The sequence below is a fragment of the Pseudooceanicola sp. NS-SX9 genome (assembly GCF_057380705.1).
On record NZ_JBXXRN010000002.1, the window covers coordinates 275622 to 288378 of the forward strand.

Here is a 12757-nt window from a genome sequence, read left to right on the forward strand (position 1 = left end):
CGCCACGCCTATCCGGCACGCGACCCTCCGTCTCCTGCCCCGGCCGCAGGCGCATCGCCCTGCCTGTCGCAGCGGCGATCGCCCTGCCCTGTCGTGTCCGGCCGGACGGAGCGGCCCCATCGCCGGCCTCTCTCTCCGGCGCAGAAGCGAGTGAACACGATGAACAGACGCGAAGCGTTGCTGTCCTTCGGCGCCATGGCCGCCGCAGGGACCGTTGCCGGCCGTGCCGCCGCCGCCGAGATGCGCGGCTATCCCACGACCATGGCCCTGGACCAGGCCTTCCTGCCCAGCCCCGCCCTGAGGGGCGGCCAGATGCAGGTGCTGACCGACGATACGGCCCGCCGCACCGTGACCGCGGTCTTCGACCGGCTGATCCCGGCCGACGATCTGGGCCCCTCGGCCAGCCAGGCAGGCTGTGTCGATTTCCTGGACAGCCAGCTGGCGGGGCGGTTCGGCGCGGGGGCGCAGCTGTATCGCGCGGGGCCGAAGCGGCCCGGCGACGATGCGCTGACCCAGGCACCGCAGTTCATCGCAACCCCGCGCGAACGCTACGACACCGGGCTGAAGGCACTGGACGCCTATGCGCAGAAGACCGATGGCGCCGCTTTCGCCGACCTGCAGCCCAATCGCCAGGATGAAATCCTGACCGGCATGGAAGACGGCTCGCTCAGCCTCGGGGCCGATATCAACACCAAGGCCTTCTTCGAACTGATGCTGCAGAACGTCCGCGAAGGGTATTTCGCCGATCCGATCTATGGCGGCAACCGGGACATGGCGGGCTGGAAGCTGATCGGCTTTCCCGGCGCGCGCTACGACTACCGGCTTTACGTCGACCGGGTGGGCGAAAAGCTCGACCTCGAACCTGTCAGCCTGATCCCGCGCGACTGACGCGGCGGATCGGCCCCATAGCAAGGCAGCAGATATGGCAACCAAGGACAAAGCCGACGTCATCGTCGTCGGCCTCGGCTGGGCGGGTTCGCTCATGGCCGAAGAACTGACCCGTGCGGGCCTCAACGTCGTGGCAATCGACCGCGGCCCCTGGACCGACACCTCGACCCACACGCCCCCGGCCGTCGATCCCGACGAGCTGCGGTGGGGCATCCGCAAGGAGCTGTTCTCTCCGCCGAAGGACAACACCCTGACCTTCCGCAACACCCTCGGGCAGACCGCCGCACCGCAGCGCGACTTCGGCATCTTCGAGCTGGGCGGCGGGGTTGGCGGCGCGGGCTTCCACTGGGCCGGCATGGCCTGGCGCTTTAACCCCTACGATTTCGAAATCCGTTCCAAGACCATCGAACGCTATGGCCTGGCCCGCGCCGAGGACGGCGAGCTGCAGCTGCAGGACTGGGGCATCACCTATGACGAGCTGGAACCCTTCTACGACCGCTGGGAACGCATCGCCGGGATCTCTGGCAAGGCGGGCAACATCGCCGGCACGAAGATCCCCGGCGGCAACGTGCTGGAGGGGCCGCGCGCGCGCGACTACCCCACCCCGCCGCTGAAGACGCTGCGCTCGATGGAGGTGTTCAATGCCGCAACCGAGCGGATGGGCTATCACCCGTTCACCATTCCGGTCGCCAACCTGTCCCAGCCCTATGTGAACCCGCTGGGCGTCAGCATGGGGGCCTGCAGTTATTGCGGTTTCTGCCTGGGCTTCGGGTGCGGCAACTTCTCGAAATCCTCGCCGCAGGCCTGCGTGCTGCCGGTGCTGATGCGGCGGCCGAACTTCCGCCTGCTGACGGAAAGCTGCGTGATCCGCATCGACAAGGCCGCCGACGGCAAGACCGTCACCGGCGTCACCTATGTCGATGCGCAGGGCCGGGAACACAGCCAGCAGGGCGACATCGTCTGCATCACCGCCTTCCAGGTCGACAGCACCCGGCTGATGCTGCTGTCGGGCATCGGCCAGCCCTATGATCCGCGCGACCAGTCGGGCGTCATCGGGCGCAACTTCAGCTTCCAGACCGTGTCGGGCGTCGACATGTGGATCGAGGGCGAGCAGATGAACCCCTTCATCGGCGCCGGCGGCCTGGGCAGCCAGATCGACGATTTCAACGCCGACAACTTTGACCACAGCGACCTTGATTTCCTGCATGGCGCGGGGATGCTGACGCTGGCGCGCGACGGGGCGCCGATCAGCAAGGCCGGCAAGCTGCCCGAAGGCGCCCCCCGCTGGGGCGCGGGCTTCAAGCAGGCCTACCGGGACAGCTACCAGGGCTATACGACGATCTTCAACCAGGGCTCGTCGATGCCGATCAAGCAGGGCTATCTGGACCTGGATCCGACCTATCGCGACCGCTTTGGCCAGCCGTTGCTGCGCCTGACCTACGACTATTCGCAAAGCGACCGGAACATGGCGAAATTCACCATGGACCGCGCGGTCGAGATCGCCCGCGAGATGGGCGCGCAGCACATCACGCCCTTCAATTTCGCCGACAAGCCGTTCACCACCTCGATCATCGCCTCGGACCATGTCATCGGCGGTACGCCGATGGGGGCAGATCCGAAGACCTCGGCGGTGAACCCCTATCTGCAAAGCTGGGACTGCCACAACCTGTTCATCTGCTCGGCCTCGGTCTTCCCGATGAACTCGGGCTACAACCCGACGGGGACGGTGGGCGCGCTGGCGATCCGCACCGCCCAGGCGATCCATCAGACCTATCTGCGCAACCCCGGCCCGCTGGTGGAGGCTTAACAAATGGCAAAACCCATGGTGAAAACGGCGCCGCGCCGCAGGAAGATCGGCATCGGCATCGCGCTGCTGGCCGTCATTGCGGCCGCGGCAGCGGGCGGCTGGGCCTGGCGCACCGCTAGCACCGCGCGCAACGGCGGGGCGGATGACCGGGTGGCGCTGGCGGATGTGCACAGCACCGATGCCGCCGCCATCAAGCGTGGCGCCTACGTGATGCGCAGCGCCGACTGCGCCGCCTGCCACACCCGCGACCAGGGAGAGATGGCCGGCGGCTACCGGATCGCCACGCCCTTCGGCACGCTGGTGTCGTCGAACATCACACCCGACCGCGCCACCGGCATCGGCGCGATGACCGAGCGCGACTTCTTCGACGCGGTGCGCAACGGGCAGGGCAGCAAGGGATTCCTCTATCCCGCGATGCCCTATACCGCCTATGCCAAGTTGACCGATCAGGACATGCACGACCTCTGGGCCTACATGTCGACCCTGGCGCCGGTATCGAACCGCATCGACGAGAACGGCGGCATGGCCTTCCCCTACAACATCCGCCTGGCCATGCTGGGCTGGGACATGCTGTTCTTCGACAACCGAGGCTTTGACGGCGATGCCACGGGGGCCGACCGGGGCCGCTATCTGGTGGATGCGGGCGGGCATTGTTCGGCCTGCCACAGCCCGCGAAATGCGCTTGGGGCCGAGATCGCGGGCCGCTATCTGCAGGGGGCGTCGCTGGGCGACTGGTTTGCCCCCGACATCACCTCGAACCCGCATCTGGGCATCGGGGCGGACAGCACGCAGGCGCTGGCCGATTACCTTGGCACCGGGACCAACGGACATGCCATGGCCTCGGGGCCGATGGCCGAGGCGGTCGAGCATTCGCTGCAATACCTGACCCGGGATGACCTGCTGGCGATGGCGCGTTACCTCAAATCGGTGCCCGCCGCCGCCGGGGCGCCGCCGCAGCCGCTCGATCCGGGAACTGCCGCGATGCAGCGCGGCGCGCTGGCCTACGAGGTCAACTGCGCCGCCTGCCACGGGGTCCGGGGCGAGGGGATGGGCCTGCTGGCCCCGGCGCTCGCGGGAAACCACACGCTGCAGGGTGATCCGACCAATGCCGTGCATGCCCTGCTGATCGGGGCCCGGGCCGCAGCCACCGACAGCCGGCCAACCGGCGCAGGCATGCCGTCCTTCGCCTGGAAGATGGACGACAAGCAGATCGCCGAGGTGTTGGACTATGTGCGCAACAGCTGGGGCAACGCGGCACCGGCCGTGGATCGCGCGCAGGTGGCGGGGCTGCGTGCCACGCTGGCCGCACGCGACGTGCTGGGCCACTAAGGCACGGAACCGGGCGCCACCCTGGCGCCCGGTTCCCATTGCCCCCCCGGGGGCCGCTCGGCTAGGGCTGATCCGGGCAGCACAAGGAAGACGACATGGCGCGGCGCGCAACAATGCAGGATGTGGCCCAGGCGGCGGGCGTCAGCCTGTCGACGCTGGACCGCATTCTGAACGGGCGCAGCCCGGTTCAGCGGGCCACCGTGCTGAACGTGCTGGAAGCCGCGCAAAGGCTGAATTTCTACGGCGTCCCGGTGATCCGCGACCGGCTGAGCGAAAACGCCCCGCCCGCCACCTTTGGCTTCGTGCTGAACACCGCCGAACGCAGCTTCTACCGCGATTTCGCCCAGGCGATCGAGGCCGAGGCCCGGCTGTCGCGGCAGCTGCGGACCCGCATCCTGGTGCATCACCTGCCCCGTCTGACCGAAGCGGCAACCGTCGCCGCGATGCGCCATCTGGGCGAGCGCTGCGATGCCATCGCGGTGGTGGCGATGGACACCCCCGCCATCAATGCCGAGGTCGAGGCCCTGGCCGCGCGCAGCATCCCGGTCCTGGCGCTGCTGACGGATCTGGGCAGCCCGGCACGGGCGGGGTTCATCGGAGCGGATGGCGGCAAGATGGGGCGCGGCTCGGGCTGGGTGATGCATCATCTGCACCCGCGTCCGGGCACGGTGGCGGTGCTGACCGGATCACAGCGTTACCGGGCCCAGGCCGCCTATGTCGAAGGCTTCATCGACCAGCTGCGCGCCCGGGGCAGCAGCCTTCGCATCCTGCCGCCGCTGGAGACCCTCGAAAGCGACGAAGAGGCCGAGCGGCTGACCACCGGATTGCTGGCCCGGCACCCGGAGCTGAGCGCCATCATGGTGGCCGGTGGCGGCATCGAGGGGGTGCTGCGGGCGCAGGCCCGGGCGCGCCCCGATCTGACGTTGATCTCGACCGAGCTTGGGGCGGCGACGATCCGGGCCCTGCAGGAGGGTCGCATGGCCGCGGTCCTCAGCCACCCGTCCGAGCGCGTCATCCGCACCGCCCTTGAGGTGCTGGAAACCTGGCACCTGTTCGGCCCGCCCCCGGCCCCGGATCTGCACGAGGTTCCGGTCGAGATCCGCATTCCCGAAACCGCCTGACGGGGGGCCGTCGCCAGCCCCCCGTCGCGATCAAAAGCGCCCCTCGCGGAAACCTGCCTCGACCGCTTCCAGCGACAGGCCCATGGTCTCGGGGACGCGCCGCCAGACGAACAGGAACGAGACGGCGGCAATCAGCGCGAACAGGAAGAAGGTTGCGCCGATGCCAAGGCCCGCCACCAGCGGTGGAAAGACGAAGGTCAGCGCCGCATTGGCAATCCACAGCGCGAAGACACAAACCCCCATGGCAAAGCTGCGGATCCCCAGCGGAAAGATCTCGGCCAGCAGCAGCCAGACCAGCGGACCGACCGTGCCCTGCATCAGGAAGACGAACAGCGCGATCAGCGCCATGACGGCATAGGGCTTGGCGGCGGTTTCGGGCAGCCACAGGGCGGCCGCGCCCACCATCACATGCAGCACGGCGATCAGGCCGAAGCCGCCCAGCAGCAGCCAGCGCCGCGGCATCCGGTTCATCAGCAGCAGCCCGACGCCGATCCCCGCCAGGCTGGTGACCCCGTTCAGGATATTGGCGACAATCGCCGCGCGGGCGGAAAAGCCCGCATCCTGCAGCAGCTGCGTGCCGTAATACATGACGGCATTGATCCCGGTCAGCTGCTGGCAGATCCCCAGCCCGACCCCGATCCAGATCAGCCGGCGGACCCAGGGTTCCTGCCAGAGGGGCGGGCGGGCGCGCTCGGCGGCATGCAGGCGGCGCAGTTCGGCATGTTCGCGCAGGGCCTCTTCGGCGGGGCGGATGCTGTGCAGCACCTCCAGCGCCTCGTCATGGCGGCCGGTGGCCGTCAGCCAGCGCGGGCTGGGCGGCATCCGCAGCATCCCCAGCAGCAGGGCGATGGCGGGCAGCACCGCGATCACCAGCATGTAGCGCCAGATCCCCGGGTAGCTGCCCCAGATGTTGTAGATGACCGCGTTGATCACGAAGGCGGCGAACTGGCCGAAGACGATCATCAGCTCGTTGCGGCTGACCAGGCTGCCCCGGCGGTCGGCGGGGGCGCATTCCGCCAGATAGATCGGCACCGTGGTCGAGGCCCCGCCCACGGCCAGGCCCAGCAGGAAGCGGAACAGCGCCAGCACTTCCCAATCCGGCGCCAGCGCCGCCCCCAGGGTGCCCAGGATGAACAGCCCCGACAGGCCCAGGATATTGCGCCGCCGCCCGAAGCGGTCGGCCAGGTAGCCGCCGCTCAGCGCCCCGAGGGCCGCGCCGAAGATCAGGATCGAGACAACGAAGCCCTCGGTCGTGGCGCTCAGGCCAAGGTCGCTGCGCATCGGCCCGAGGGCGCCGTTGACGACGCCGGTGTCATAGCCGAACAGCAAACCGCCAAAGGTGGCGACCATCACCAGGATGCTCATCCGGCGGACATGCGGTTCGGCCCGGCCTCCGGGGGCCGTCGCCGCGGCGCCCGTGTCTGAATAGCTCATTCTAGTCCTCCTCTCGTTCCGCGCGTCCCGCTGCCTCTCCTGCAGCGGAACGGCGGATCTGGCGGCCCCCCGGGGGGAGCCCTGAAAATGCTTTGGGTGAAAATATCCGTGCCAGCCTGTGGCGGCACCCGGACGGTCAGCGTTCCTCCGGGGCGGATCCGGGGCCACACACCCGGCATTGGCGCATGGGTTTCATCGCTTCCTCCTGATCACAAGAGGTGTTTGAGTTGCGGTGCAGGGAGGAAGCGCCAGTGTCTTTTGGGTCCTGCCATGACGTTGAGGTAGTACATCTGGACGCCCGGGGGGGCGGCGCAGGGGTGGTGGCCGCGGGGGACCAGGACGACGTCGCCATCCGCTACGGCCATGGTCTCGTCCAGCTGGCCGTCGTCGGTATAGACCCGTTGCAGCCCAAAGCCGCAGCCCGGGTCCAGGCGGTGGTAGTAGGTTTCCTCGAGGTAGGTGATGCGGGGAAAGTCGTCCTCGTCATGGCGGTGGCTGGGGTAGCTGGACCAGTGGCCCGCGGGGGTGAAGACCTCGGTCACCAGCAGGCTGTCGCACCAGTCGTCGGCCTCCATGGCGATGTTGTTGATGTAGCGCGTGTTGGTGCCCTCGCCGCGGGCCGTCAGGGTGATCCCCTCGGGGCCGATGCGGCGCGCCGGATGGCCGCCCCGACCCGGTGCCGAACAGACCGCAAGGGTGCATTCGGTCGTGGCCTCGACGCTCCATTCGCTGCCGTCCGGAACATAGAGGCTGTGCGGCGGCAGGCGCTCGAAGACCGACATCCGCTCGCCCAGCTCGCCCCAGTCGCGGCCCGCGGCGGTGATCCGCGCCCGGCCCTCGACCAGCACCAGGATGACCTCACGCGGGCCGGTCAGCGCGGCGGTGCTCTCGCCCGGCCGCAGCCGGTGCAGGGAAAAGCCCACGTAGCGCCAGCCGGCGCTTTGCGGGGTGATGCGGTGGACTTCGCCATGCCGGCCGAAGGGTTTCTTCAGAAGGGGGCTCATGAGGGATCCTTTCAGTGGGGTCCGGGGCCGCCATGGCCCCGGGACGGCAGGTCAACAGGCCCGGAACCGGGCCGGGGGTGGCGCAACCAGGCGCCTCGTCCGGCCCTGCCCTGCGGCCCGCGGGGCGGGATGGGCGCGGCCCCTTCCGGGGCGGCGGCAAGTGGGCGGATGGCGCGGGGGCCAGAGCCCCGGGCGCCCCGCCCCGACAGCCCCTGCCGCCAGCGGGCCGGGGGCCAGGGTGGGGCCGAGCCCCCTCCGGGCCAGGCCGCGCCGCAGACCGGCGGGCGGCACGGGCCAGCCGTCGGTGCCACGCGGCCCGGCCAGCGCCCGGCGCGGGGCGGCCATCAGGCCACCGCCGCCGGGATCAGACCCGCCTCGGCCGCCATCTGCCGCAGGCTGCGCAACCCCATCTGCTGGTAATGGCGCGGATCGCGCAGGGCGCTGTCCTGCTCGGCCTCGATGACGATCCAGCCGTCATAGCCCGCCTCGGCCGCAGCCTTCAGCACCGGGGCAAAATCCACCACCCCCTCGGGATCGCCGGGCACGGTGAAGGCACCGCGCCGCACCCCCTCAAGAAAGCTCAGCCCCTGGGCGCGGACCTCGGCGGCGATGCCGGGGCGCACGTTCTTGCAATGGATATGGCTGACCCGGTCCATGTAGCGCGCCGCCAGAACCGCCGGATCGGCGCCGCCGAACCAGGCATGCCCGGTGTCCAGCAGCAGCCGCGTATGCGGCCCCGCCATCGCCATGAAACGCTCGATATCCGCCGCGCTCTCGATGATCGTGCCCATGTGGTGGTGATAGCCCATCGCCACCCCCTCCTCGCGGGCGATCCGCGACAGCTCCTCGTACCCGGCCGAGAACCGCTCCCAGCCGGCCTCCGACAGCACCGGCCGGTCATTGACCGCCACCGCATCCGTGCCATGCACCGTGTTCGAACATTCGCAGGCGTTGACATGGCTGCCACCGGCGGCACGGGTGAAGGCGATCCAGTCGCGCAGCCGGGCGACCTCGGTCTGCAGGTCGTTGACCAGCAGGTTGGTCGAGAACCACCCGGCCGCGAACCGCAGCCCGTAGCCATCCAGAACGGCACGCAGCGCGGGGCCGTCATCGGGCATCTTGTGGCCCTTCTCGATGCCGTCAAAGCCGATCTCGCGGCAATCGGACAGGCAGTCCGCAAGGCTCAGGTGGTCGCCGATCGACCAGTCGTCGTCATTGGACCAGGCAATGGGGTTGGTGCCGAACAGGATCATCGGTCTCTCCGTACAGGAAGGAAAAAGGGCAGGCGCCCGCCGTCAGTTGAGCAGCCGCTGCCGCGCGGCATTCTGCAGATAGCGCAGATGGGCGGCGCGGGTGCTCTCGGGGCCGCCGGTCTCGGGGACGGCCACGTCCCAGAAGCAGCCGGGCGCGCCGGACGCGCTCTGCAGGCCGGTGCCGGGGAAATCGCGGGCCTGGGTCTCGATGACCAGCACCGTGGGGATCTGACGCTGCCGCGCCGCCGCCAGCTCGGCCTCCAGCTGGTCGGTCCCGGCGACCTTCACCGCATGCGCCCCCATCGCCGCCGCATGCATCGCATAGTCGATCTCGGGCTGGGCCTCGACGGCGCAATCGACATACATGTTGTTGAACGCCACCCCGCCACAGCCCAGCGTCTGCAGCCGGTTGATGCAGCCGTAGCCGCGGTTGTCGGTCAGCACCACGGTGAAGGGGATCCGCCGCATCACCGCCGTCGCCAGCTCTGAATTGGCCAGCATGTAGCTGCCGTCGCCGACAAAGCAGATCACCTCGCGCTCCGGGCAGGCCAGCTTCAGCCCCATCGCACCGGCCACCTCGTAGCCCATGCAGCTGTAGCCGTATTCCATGTGATAGCCCCCCTGCCCCGCCTGCCACAGCAGCTTCAGCGCCCCGGGCATGGTGCCTGCCGCGCACAGCACCACCGCATCGGCGCGGCTGGCCCGCTGCACCGCGCCGATCACCTGCGCATCCGTCGGCAGCGCCGCCTGGGCCGCGGGCCGCGCACAATGCTGATCCACCGCCGCCAGCCAGTCCGCCCGCGCCGCCGCATCCGGCGGATCGCCCCGGTAGCCCTGCAACGCCCCCCCGAGCGCCTCCAGCCCCACCCGCGCATCCGCCACCAGGCTCTCGGCGCCATGCTTGGCGGCGTCATAGGCCTGGATGTTCAGCGCCACCAGCGGCACCCCGGCGCCGAACAGCGTCCGCGACCCGGTGGTGAAATCCTGCAGCCGCGTGCCGATGGCGATCACCAGATCCGCCTGCCGCGCCACCGCATTCGCCGCAGCCGACCCATCCACACCCGCCGCGCCAAAGTTCATCTCATGCGCTTGCGGCAGCGCCGACTTGCCGGCCTGCGTCTCGATCACCGGGATCCGGTGGCGCGTCGCGAAATCCGCCAGCATTGCCTCGGCCCCGGCATAGATCACCCCGCCGCCGCACACGATCACCGGCCGCCGCGCCGCCCGGATCCGCGCCGCCACCCGCGCCAGCTCGGCCGCATCCGGCGCCGGGCGGCGGATGTGCCAGACCCGCGGCGCAAAGAACGCCTCGGGAAAATCATGCGCCTCGGCCTGCACATCCTGGCAAAAGGCCAGGGTGACGGGGCCGCAGCCCGCCGGATCGGTCAGCACCCGCAGCGCCCGGGGCAGCGCGCTCAGCAGCTGCTCGGGTCGGGTGATGCGGTCGAAATAGCGGCTGACGGGCCGGAAACAGTCGCTGGCGCTGACCGTGCCGTCGTCGAAATCCTCGACCTGCTGCAGCACCGGATCCGGGCGCCGGCCCGCAAAGACATCCCCCGCCACGATCAGCAGCGGCAACCGGTTCACATGCGCCAGCGCGGCCGCCGTCACCACATTGGTCGACCCCGGCCCGATCGAGGTCGTCACCGCCATCGCCCGCCGCCGCTTCTTCGCCTTCGCAAAGGCGATGGCCGCATGGGCCATGGTCTGCTCGTTCTGGCCGCGCCAGGTCGGCAGCACCTCCTGCGCCTCCGCCAGCGCCGCCCCGATCCCCGCCACATTGCCATGGCCAAAGATCGCCCAGACGCCCTCGATGAACCGCTCACCGTCCTCGGTCTGCTGCACCGACAGCCAGCGCACCATCGCCTGCGCCGCCGTCATCGTGATGGTCTTCGTCATCCGCTCTTCCTCCCGGCCGCAACGGGCTTCCCCGTCATCTGGCCCAAAATACTCCGGGGGTGCGGGGGCTGGCCCCCGCCGCCGCCCCTTCAGGCGGCGCTGCGTCCCGCACGGGCCCGCGCGCCATCCCAGATCTCGCACAGCCGCCGGTAGCGGCCCGCCATCTGCGCCACCGCCTCCGCATCGCCCAGCCGGCCCGCCATCCACTCCCGCGCCGCAGCGCCAAAGATCGTCCGGCCCACCGCAAAGCCCTTCACCAGCGGATGCCGCGCCGCCACCGCGAAACTGGCCGCCAGCTCCGCCTCGGGCGCATCCAGCCCCAGCACCACGATGCCGCGGGTATGGGGATCGTTCTCCTCGATGGCGCGGATCGCCTCCGCCCAGGCCGCATCGCTCTGCAGCGGCTCCAGCTTCCACCAGTCGGGATGGATCCCGGCCGCGTAGAACTGCCGGATCAGCACCGCCGTCGTGTCCTCGTCCACCGGACCCACCTTCGAGGGGATGATCTCCAGCAGGCACTCCAGCCCGTTGCGCCGCCCCGCCGTGAACAGCCGCCGCACCGTCGCCTCCTGGGCCGCACGCAGGCCGGGATCATCCTGCGGATGGCAGAAGCACAGCACCTTGATGACATTCTCGCGCGCCCAGGCCCGGAGCCCCCCCAGATCCTCGCCCAGATCCGGCTCCAGCGTCAGCGGCCGCGAGCCCGGCCATTCACAGGGCCGCCCGATCCACAGCCCCGAGCCGCTGGCCGCCTGCAGCGCCTGCCGCCCGATCCGGTCATCGCACAGGATCCCGTGCCCCGGACGGCCCTCGGCCACCTGCAGCGCCGCGCGCAGGCACAGCGCCTTGAAGGCGCCACCCTTCGCAGGCGTATAGCCCGGCAGCTCTTCCAGCTGCATCCGGTGGTCGAAGGCAAAGACCCGCATCTCGGGCCAGTGGCCCTTGCGCGTGGTGGCCCAGTGCAGCTGGTCCAGCGCCGCATCATTGCGCAGATCCGGCCGCACGACCCCGCGCTCCAGGAAGAACTGCAGCTCTTCCCAGCTCGGGTAGGCCGGGGTGCAGCCATGGCGCGACACCGCGAAGGCGCCGCAGGCATTGGCGTATGTCAGCGCCACCGGCCAGTCCTCGCCGTCCAGCCAGCCCTTCAGCAGACCGGAAAAGAACCCGTCCCCCGCGCCCAGCACGTTGAACACCTCGATCGGGAAACCGGGGCCGCTCTGGCCCTGATCCAGGCTGTCGGGGATCGCGCCCTCGAAGGCCACGGCGCCCGCGGCACCGCGCTTGCACACCAGCACCGCATCGCTGACCGCCCGCACCGCCCGCAGCGCCGCGATCGTGTCGGTCGTGCCGCCGGCAATGTGGAACTCTTCCTCGGTGCCCACGATCAGGTCGAAATGGTGCAGCACCTGCTGCAACTGCGCCGTGACGGCGGCGCTTTCGACAAAGCGGCTCTCACCCTCGCCATGGCCCGCCACGCCCCACAGGTTGGGGCGATAGTCGATGTCCAGCGCCCGGCGCGCGCCATGTTTGGCCGCCAGCTCCAGCGCCTTCAGCACCGCCGCCCGGGTCCGCGGGTGGCTCAGATGCGTGCCGGTGGGCACCACCGCCCGGGCCCGCGCGATCAGCGCCTCGTCGATGTCATCCTCGCACAGCGCCATGTCGGCGCAGTTCTCGCGGTAGAAGATCAGCGGAAACTGCTCCGCGTCGCGGATCCCCAGGATCACCAGCGCCGTCAGCCGCTCCGGATCGGTCTTCACCCCCGCCGTCTCGACCCCCTCGCGCGCCAGTTCCTCAAGGATGAAGCGCCCCATGTGTTCATTGCCCACACGGCTGATCAGCCCAGAGCGCAACCCAAGACGCGCCGTCCCGCAGGCGATGTTCGTCGGGCTGCCGCCAACGTACTTCTCGAACGTCCCCATGTCCTCAAGACGACCGCCAACCTGCAAACCGTAAAGATCAACGCCAGCTCGACCAATCGTCAATACGTCAAGGTCTTTCATCATGTTCATTCTCCAGTGTCTC

At 69.7% G+C, this 12757-nt stretch carries 9 protein-coding genes; 4 read left to right on the forward strand and 5 right to left on the reverse strand.

Translation table 11 applies throughout. From position 1 onward, the window contains the following. Window positions 1-159 precede the first annotated feature (159 nt). From AC2ITM_RS18265 to AC2ITM_RS18280, 4 genes are all read left to right on the forward strand, one after another. On the forward strand, window positions 160-888 hold the full coding sequence (locus AC2ITM_RS18265; RefSeq protein WP_486469563.1) for a gluconate 2-dehydrogenase subunit 3 family protein: 729 nt from the start codon (window positions 160-162) through the stop codon (window positions 886-888). Window positions 889-922: 34 nt separating this feature from the next. Further along, window positions 923-2695, forward strand: coding sequence for a GMC family oxidoreductase (locus AC2ITM_RS18270; protein ID WP_486469564.1), 1773 nt, complete (start codon window positions 923-925; stop codon window positions 2693-2695). Between the two features lie 3 nt (window positions 2696-2698). Continuing rightward, window positions 2699-4024, forward strand: coding sequence for a c-type cytochrome (locus AC2ITM_RS18275; RefSeq protein ID WP_486469565.1), 1326 nt, complete (start codon window positions 2699-2701; stop codon window positions 4022-4024). Between the two features lie 95 nt (window positions 4025-4119). Then, the gene (locus AC2ITM_RS18280; RefSeq protein WP_486469566.1) at window positions 4120-5145 is read left to right on the forward strand and encodes a LacI family DNA-binding transcriptional regulator; all 1026 of its coding nucleotides are present in this window, start codon (window positions 4120-4122) and stop codon (window positions 5143-5145) included. 30 nt (window positions 5146-5175) lie between these two features. Here the strand turns inward: AC2ITM_RS18280 and AC2ITM_RS18285 are convergent, their stop codons facing one another. The 5 genes from AC2ITM_RS18285 to AC2ITM_RS18305 all read right to left on the reverse strand — a co-directional run bounded on the left by AC2ITM_RS18285 (window position 5176) and on the right by AC2ITM_RS18305 (window position 12738). Then, complete coding sequence (locus AC2ITM_RS18285) at window positions 5176-6579, reverse strand: sugar porter family MFS transporter (RefSeq protein WP_486469567.1); 1404 nt, start codon at window positions 6577-6579, stop codon at window positions 5176-5178. 209 nt (window positions 6580-6788) lie between these two features. Next, window positions 6789-7583: a 5-deoxy-glucuronate isomerase gene (gene iolB / locus AC2ITM_RS18290; RefSeq protein WP_486469568.1), complete on the reverse strand. Its 795-nt coding sequence runs from the start codon at window positions 7581-7583 to the stop codon at window positions 6789-6791. 344 nt (window positions 7584-7927) lie between these two features. Next, window positions 7928-8836: a myo-inosose-2 dehydratase gene (gene iolE, locus AC2ITM_RS18295; RefSeq protein WP_486469569.1), complete on the reverse strand. Its 909-nt coding sequence runs from the start codon at window positions 8834-8836 to the stop codon at window positions 7928-7930. Window positions 8837-8878: 42 nt separating this feature from the next. Further along, the gene (gene iolD / locus AC2ITM_RS18300; RefSeq protein ID WP_486469570.1) at window positions 8879-10735 is read right to left on the reverse strand and encodes a 3D-(3,5/4)-trihydroxycyclohexane-1,2-dione acylhydrolase (decyclizing); all 1857 of its coding nucleotides are present in this window, start codon (window positions 10733-10735) and stop codon (window positions 8879-8881) included. Between the two features lie 89 nt (window positions 10736-10824). Continuing rightward, window positions 10825-12738, reverse strand: coding sequence for a bifunctional 5-dehydro-2-deoxygluconokinase/5-dehydro-2-deoxyphosphogluconate aldolase (locus AC2ITM_RS18305; protein WP_486469571.1), 1914 nt, complete (start codon window positions 12736-12738; stop codon window positions 10825-10827). Window positions 12739-12757 lie beyond the last annotated feature (19 nt).

Bases quoted from the DNA above. Each gene is read 5' to 3' on its own strand.
- AC2ITM_RS18265 (WP_486469563.1), top strand. From the start codon at position 160: ATGAACAGACGCGAAGCGTTGCTGTCCTTCGGCGCCATGGCCGCCGCA.
- AC2ITM_RS18270 (WP_486469564.1), top strand. From the start codon at position 923: ATGGCAACCAAGGACAAAGCCGACGTCATCGTCGTCGGCCTCGGCTGG.
- AC2ITM_RS18275 (WP_486469565.1), top strand. From the start codon at position 2,699: ATGGCAAAACCCATGGTGAAAACGGCGCCGCGCCGCAGGAAGATCGGC.
- AC2ITM_RS18280 (WP_486469566.1), top strand. From the start codon at position 4,120: ATGGCGCGGCGCGCAACAATGCAGGATGTGGCCCAGGCGGCGGGCGTC.
- AC2ITM_RS18285 (WP_486469567.1), bottom strand. From the start codon at position 6,579: ATGAGCTATTCAGACACGGGCGCCGCGGCGACGGCCCCCGGAGGCCGG.
- iolB (WP_486469568.1), bottom strand. From the start codon at position 7,583: ATGAGCCCCCTTCTGAAGAAACCCTTCGGCCGGCATGGCGAAGTCCAC.
- iolE (WP_486469569.1), bottom strand. From the start codon at position 8,836: ATGATCCTGTTCGGCACCAACCCCATTGCCTGGTCCAATGACGACGAC.
- iolD (WP_486469570.1), bottom strand. From the start codon at position 10,735: ATGACGAAGACCATCACGATGACGGCGGCGCAGGCGATGGTGCGCTGG.
- AC2ITM_RS18305 (WP_486469571.1), bottom strand. From the start codon at position 12,738: ATGATGAAAGACCTTGACGTATTGACGATTGGTCGAGCTGGCGTTGAT.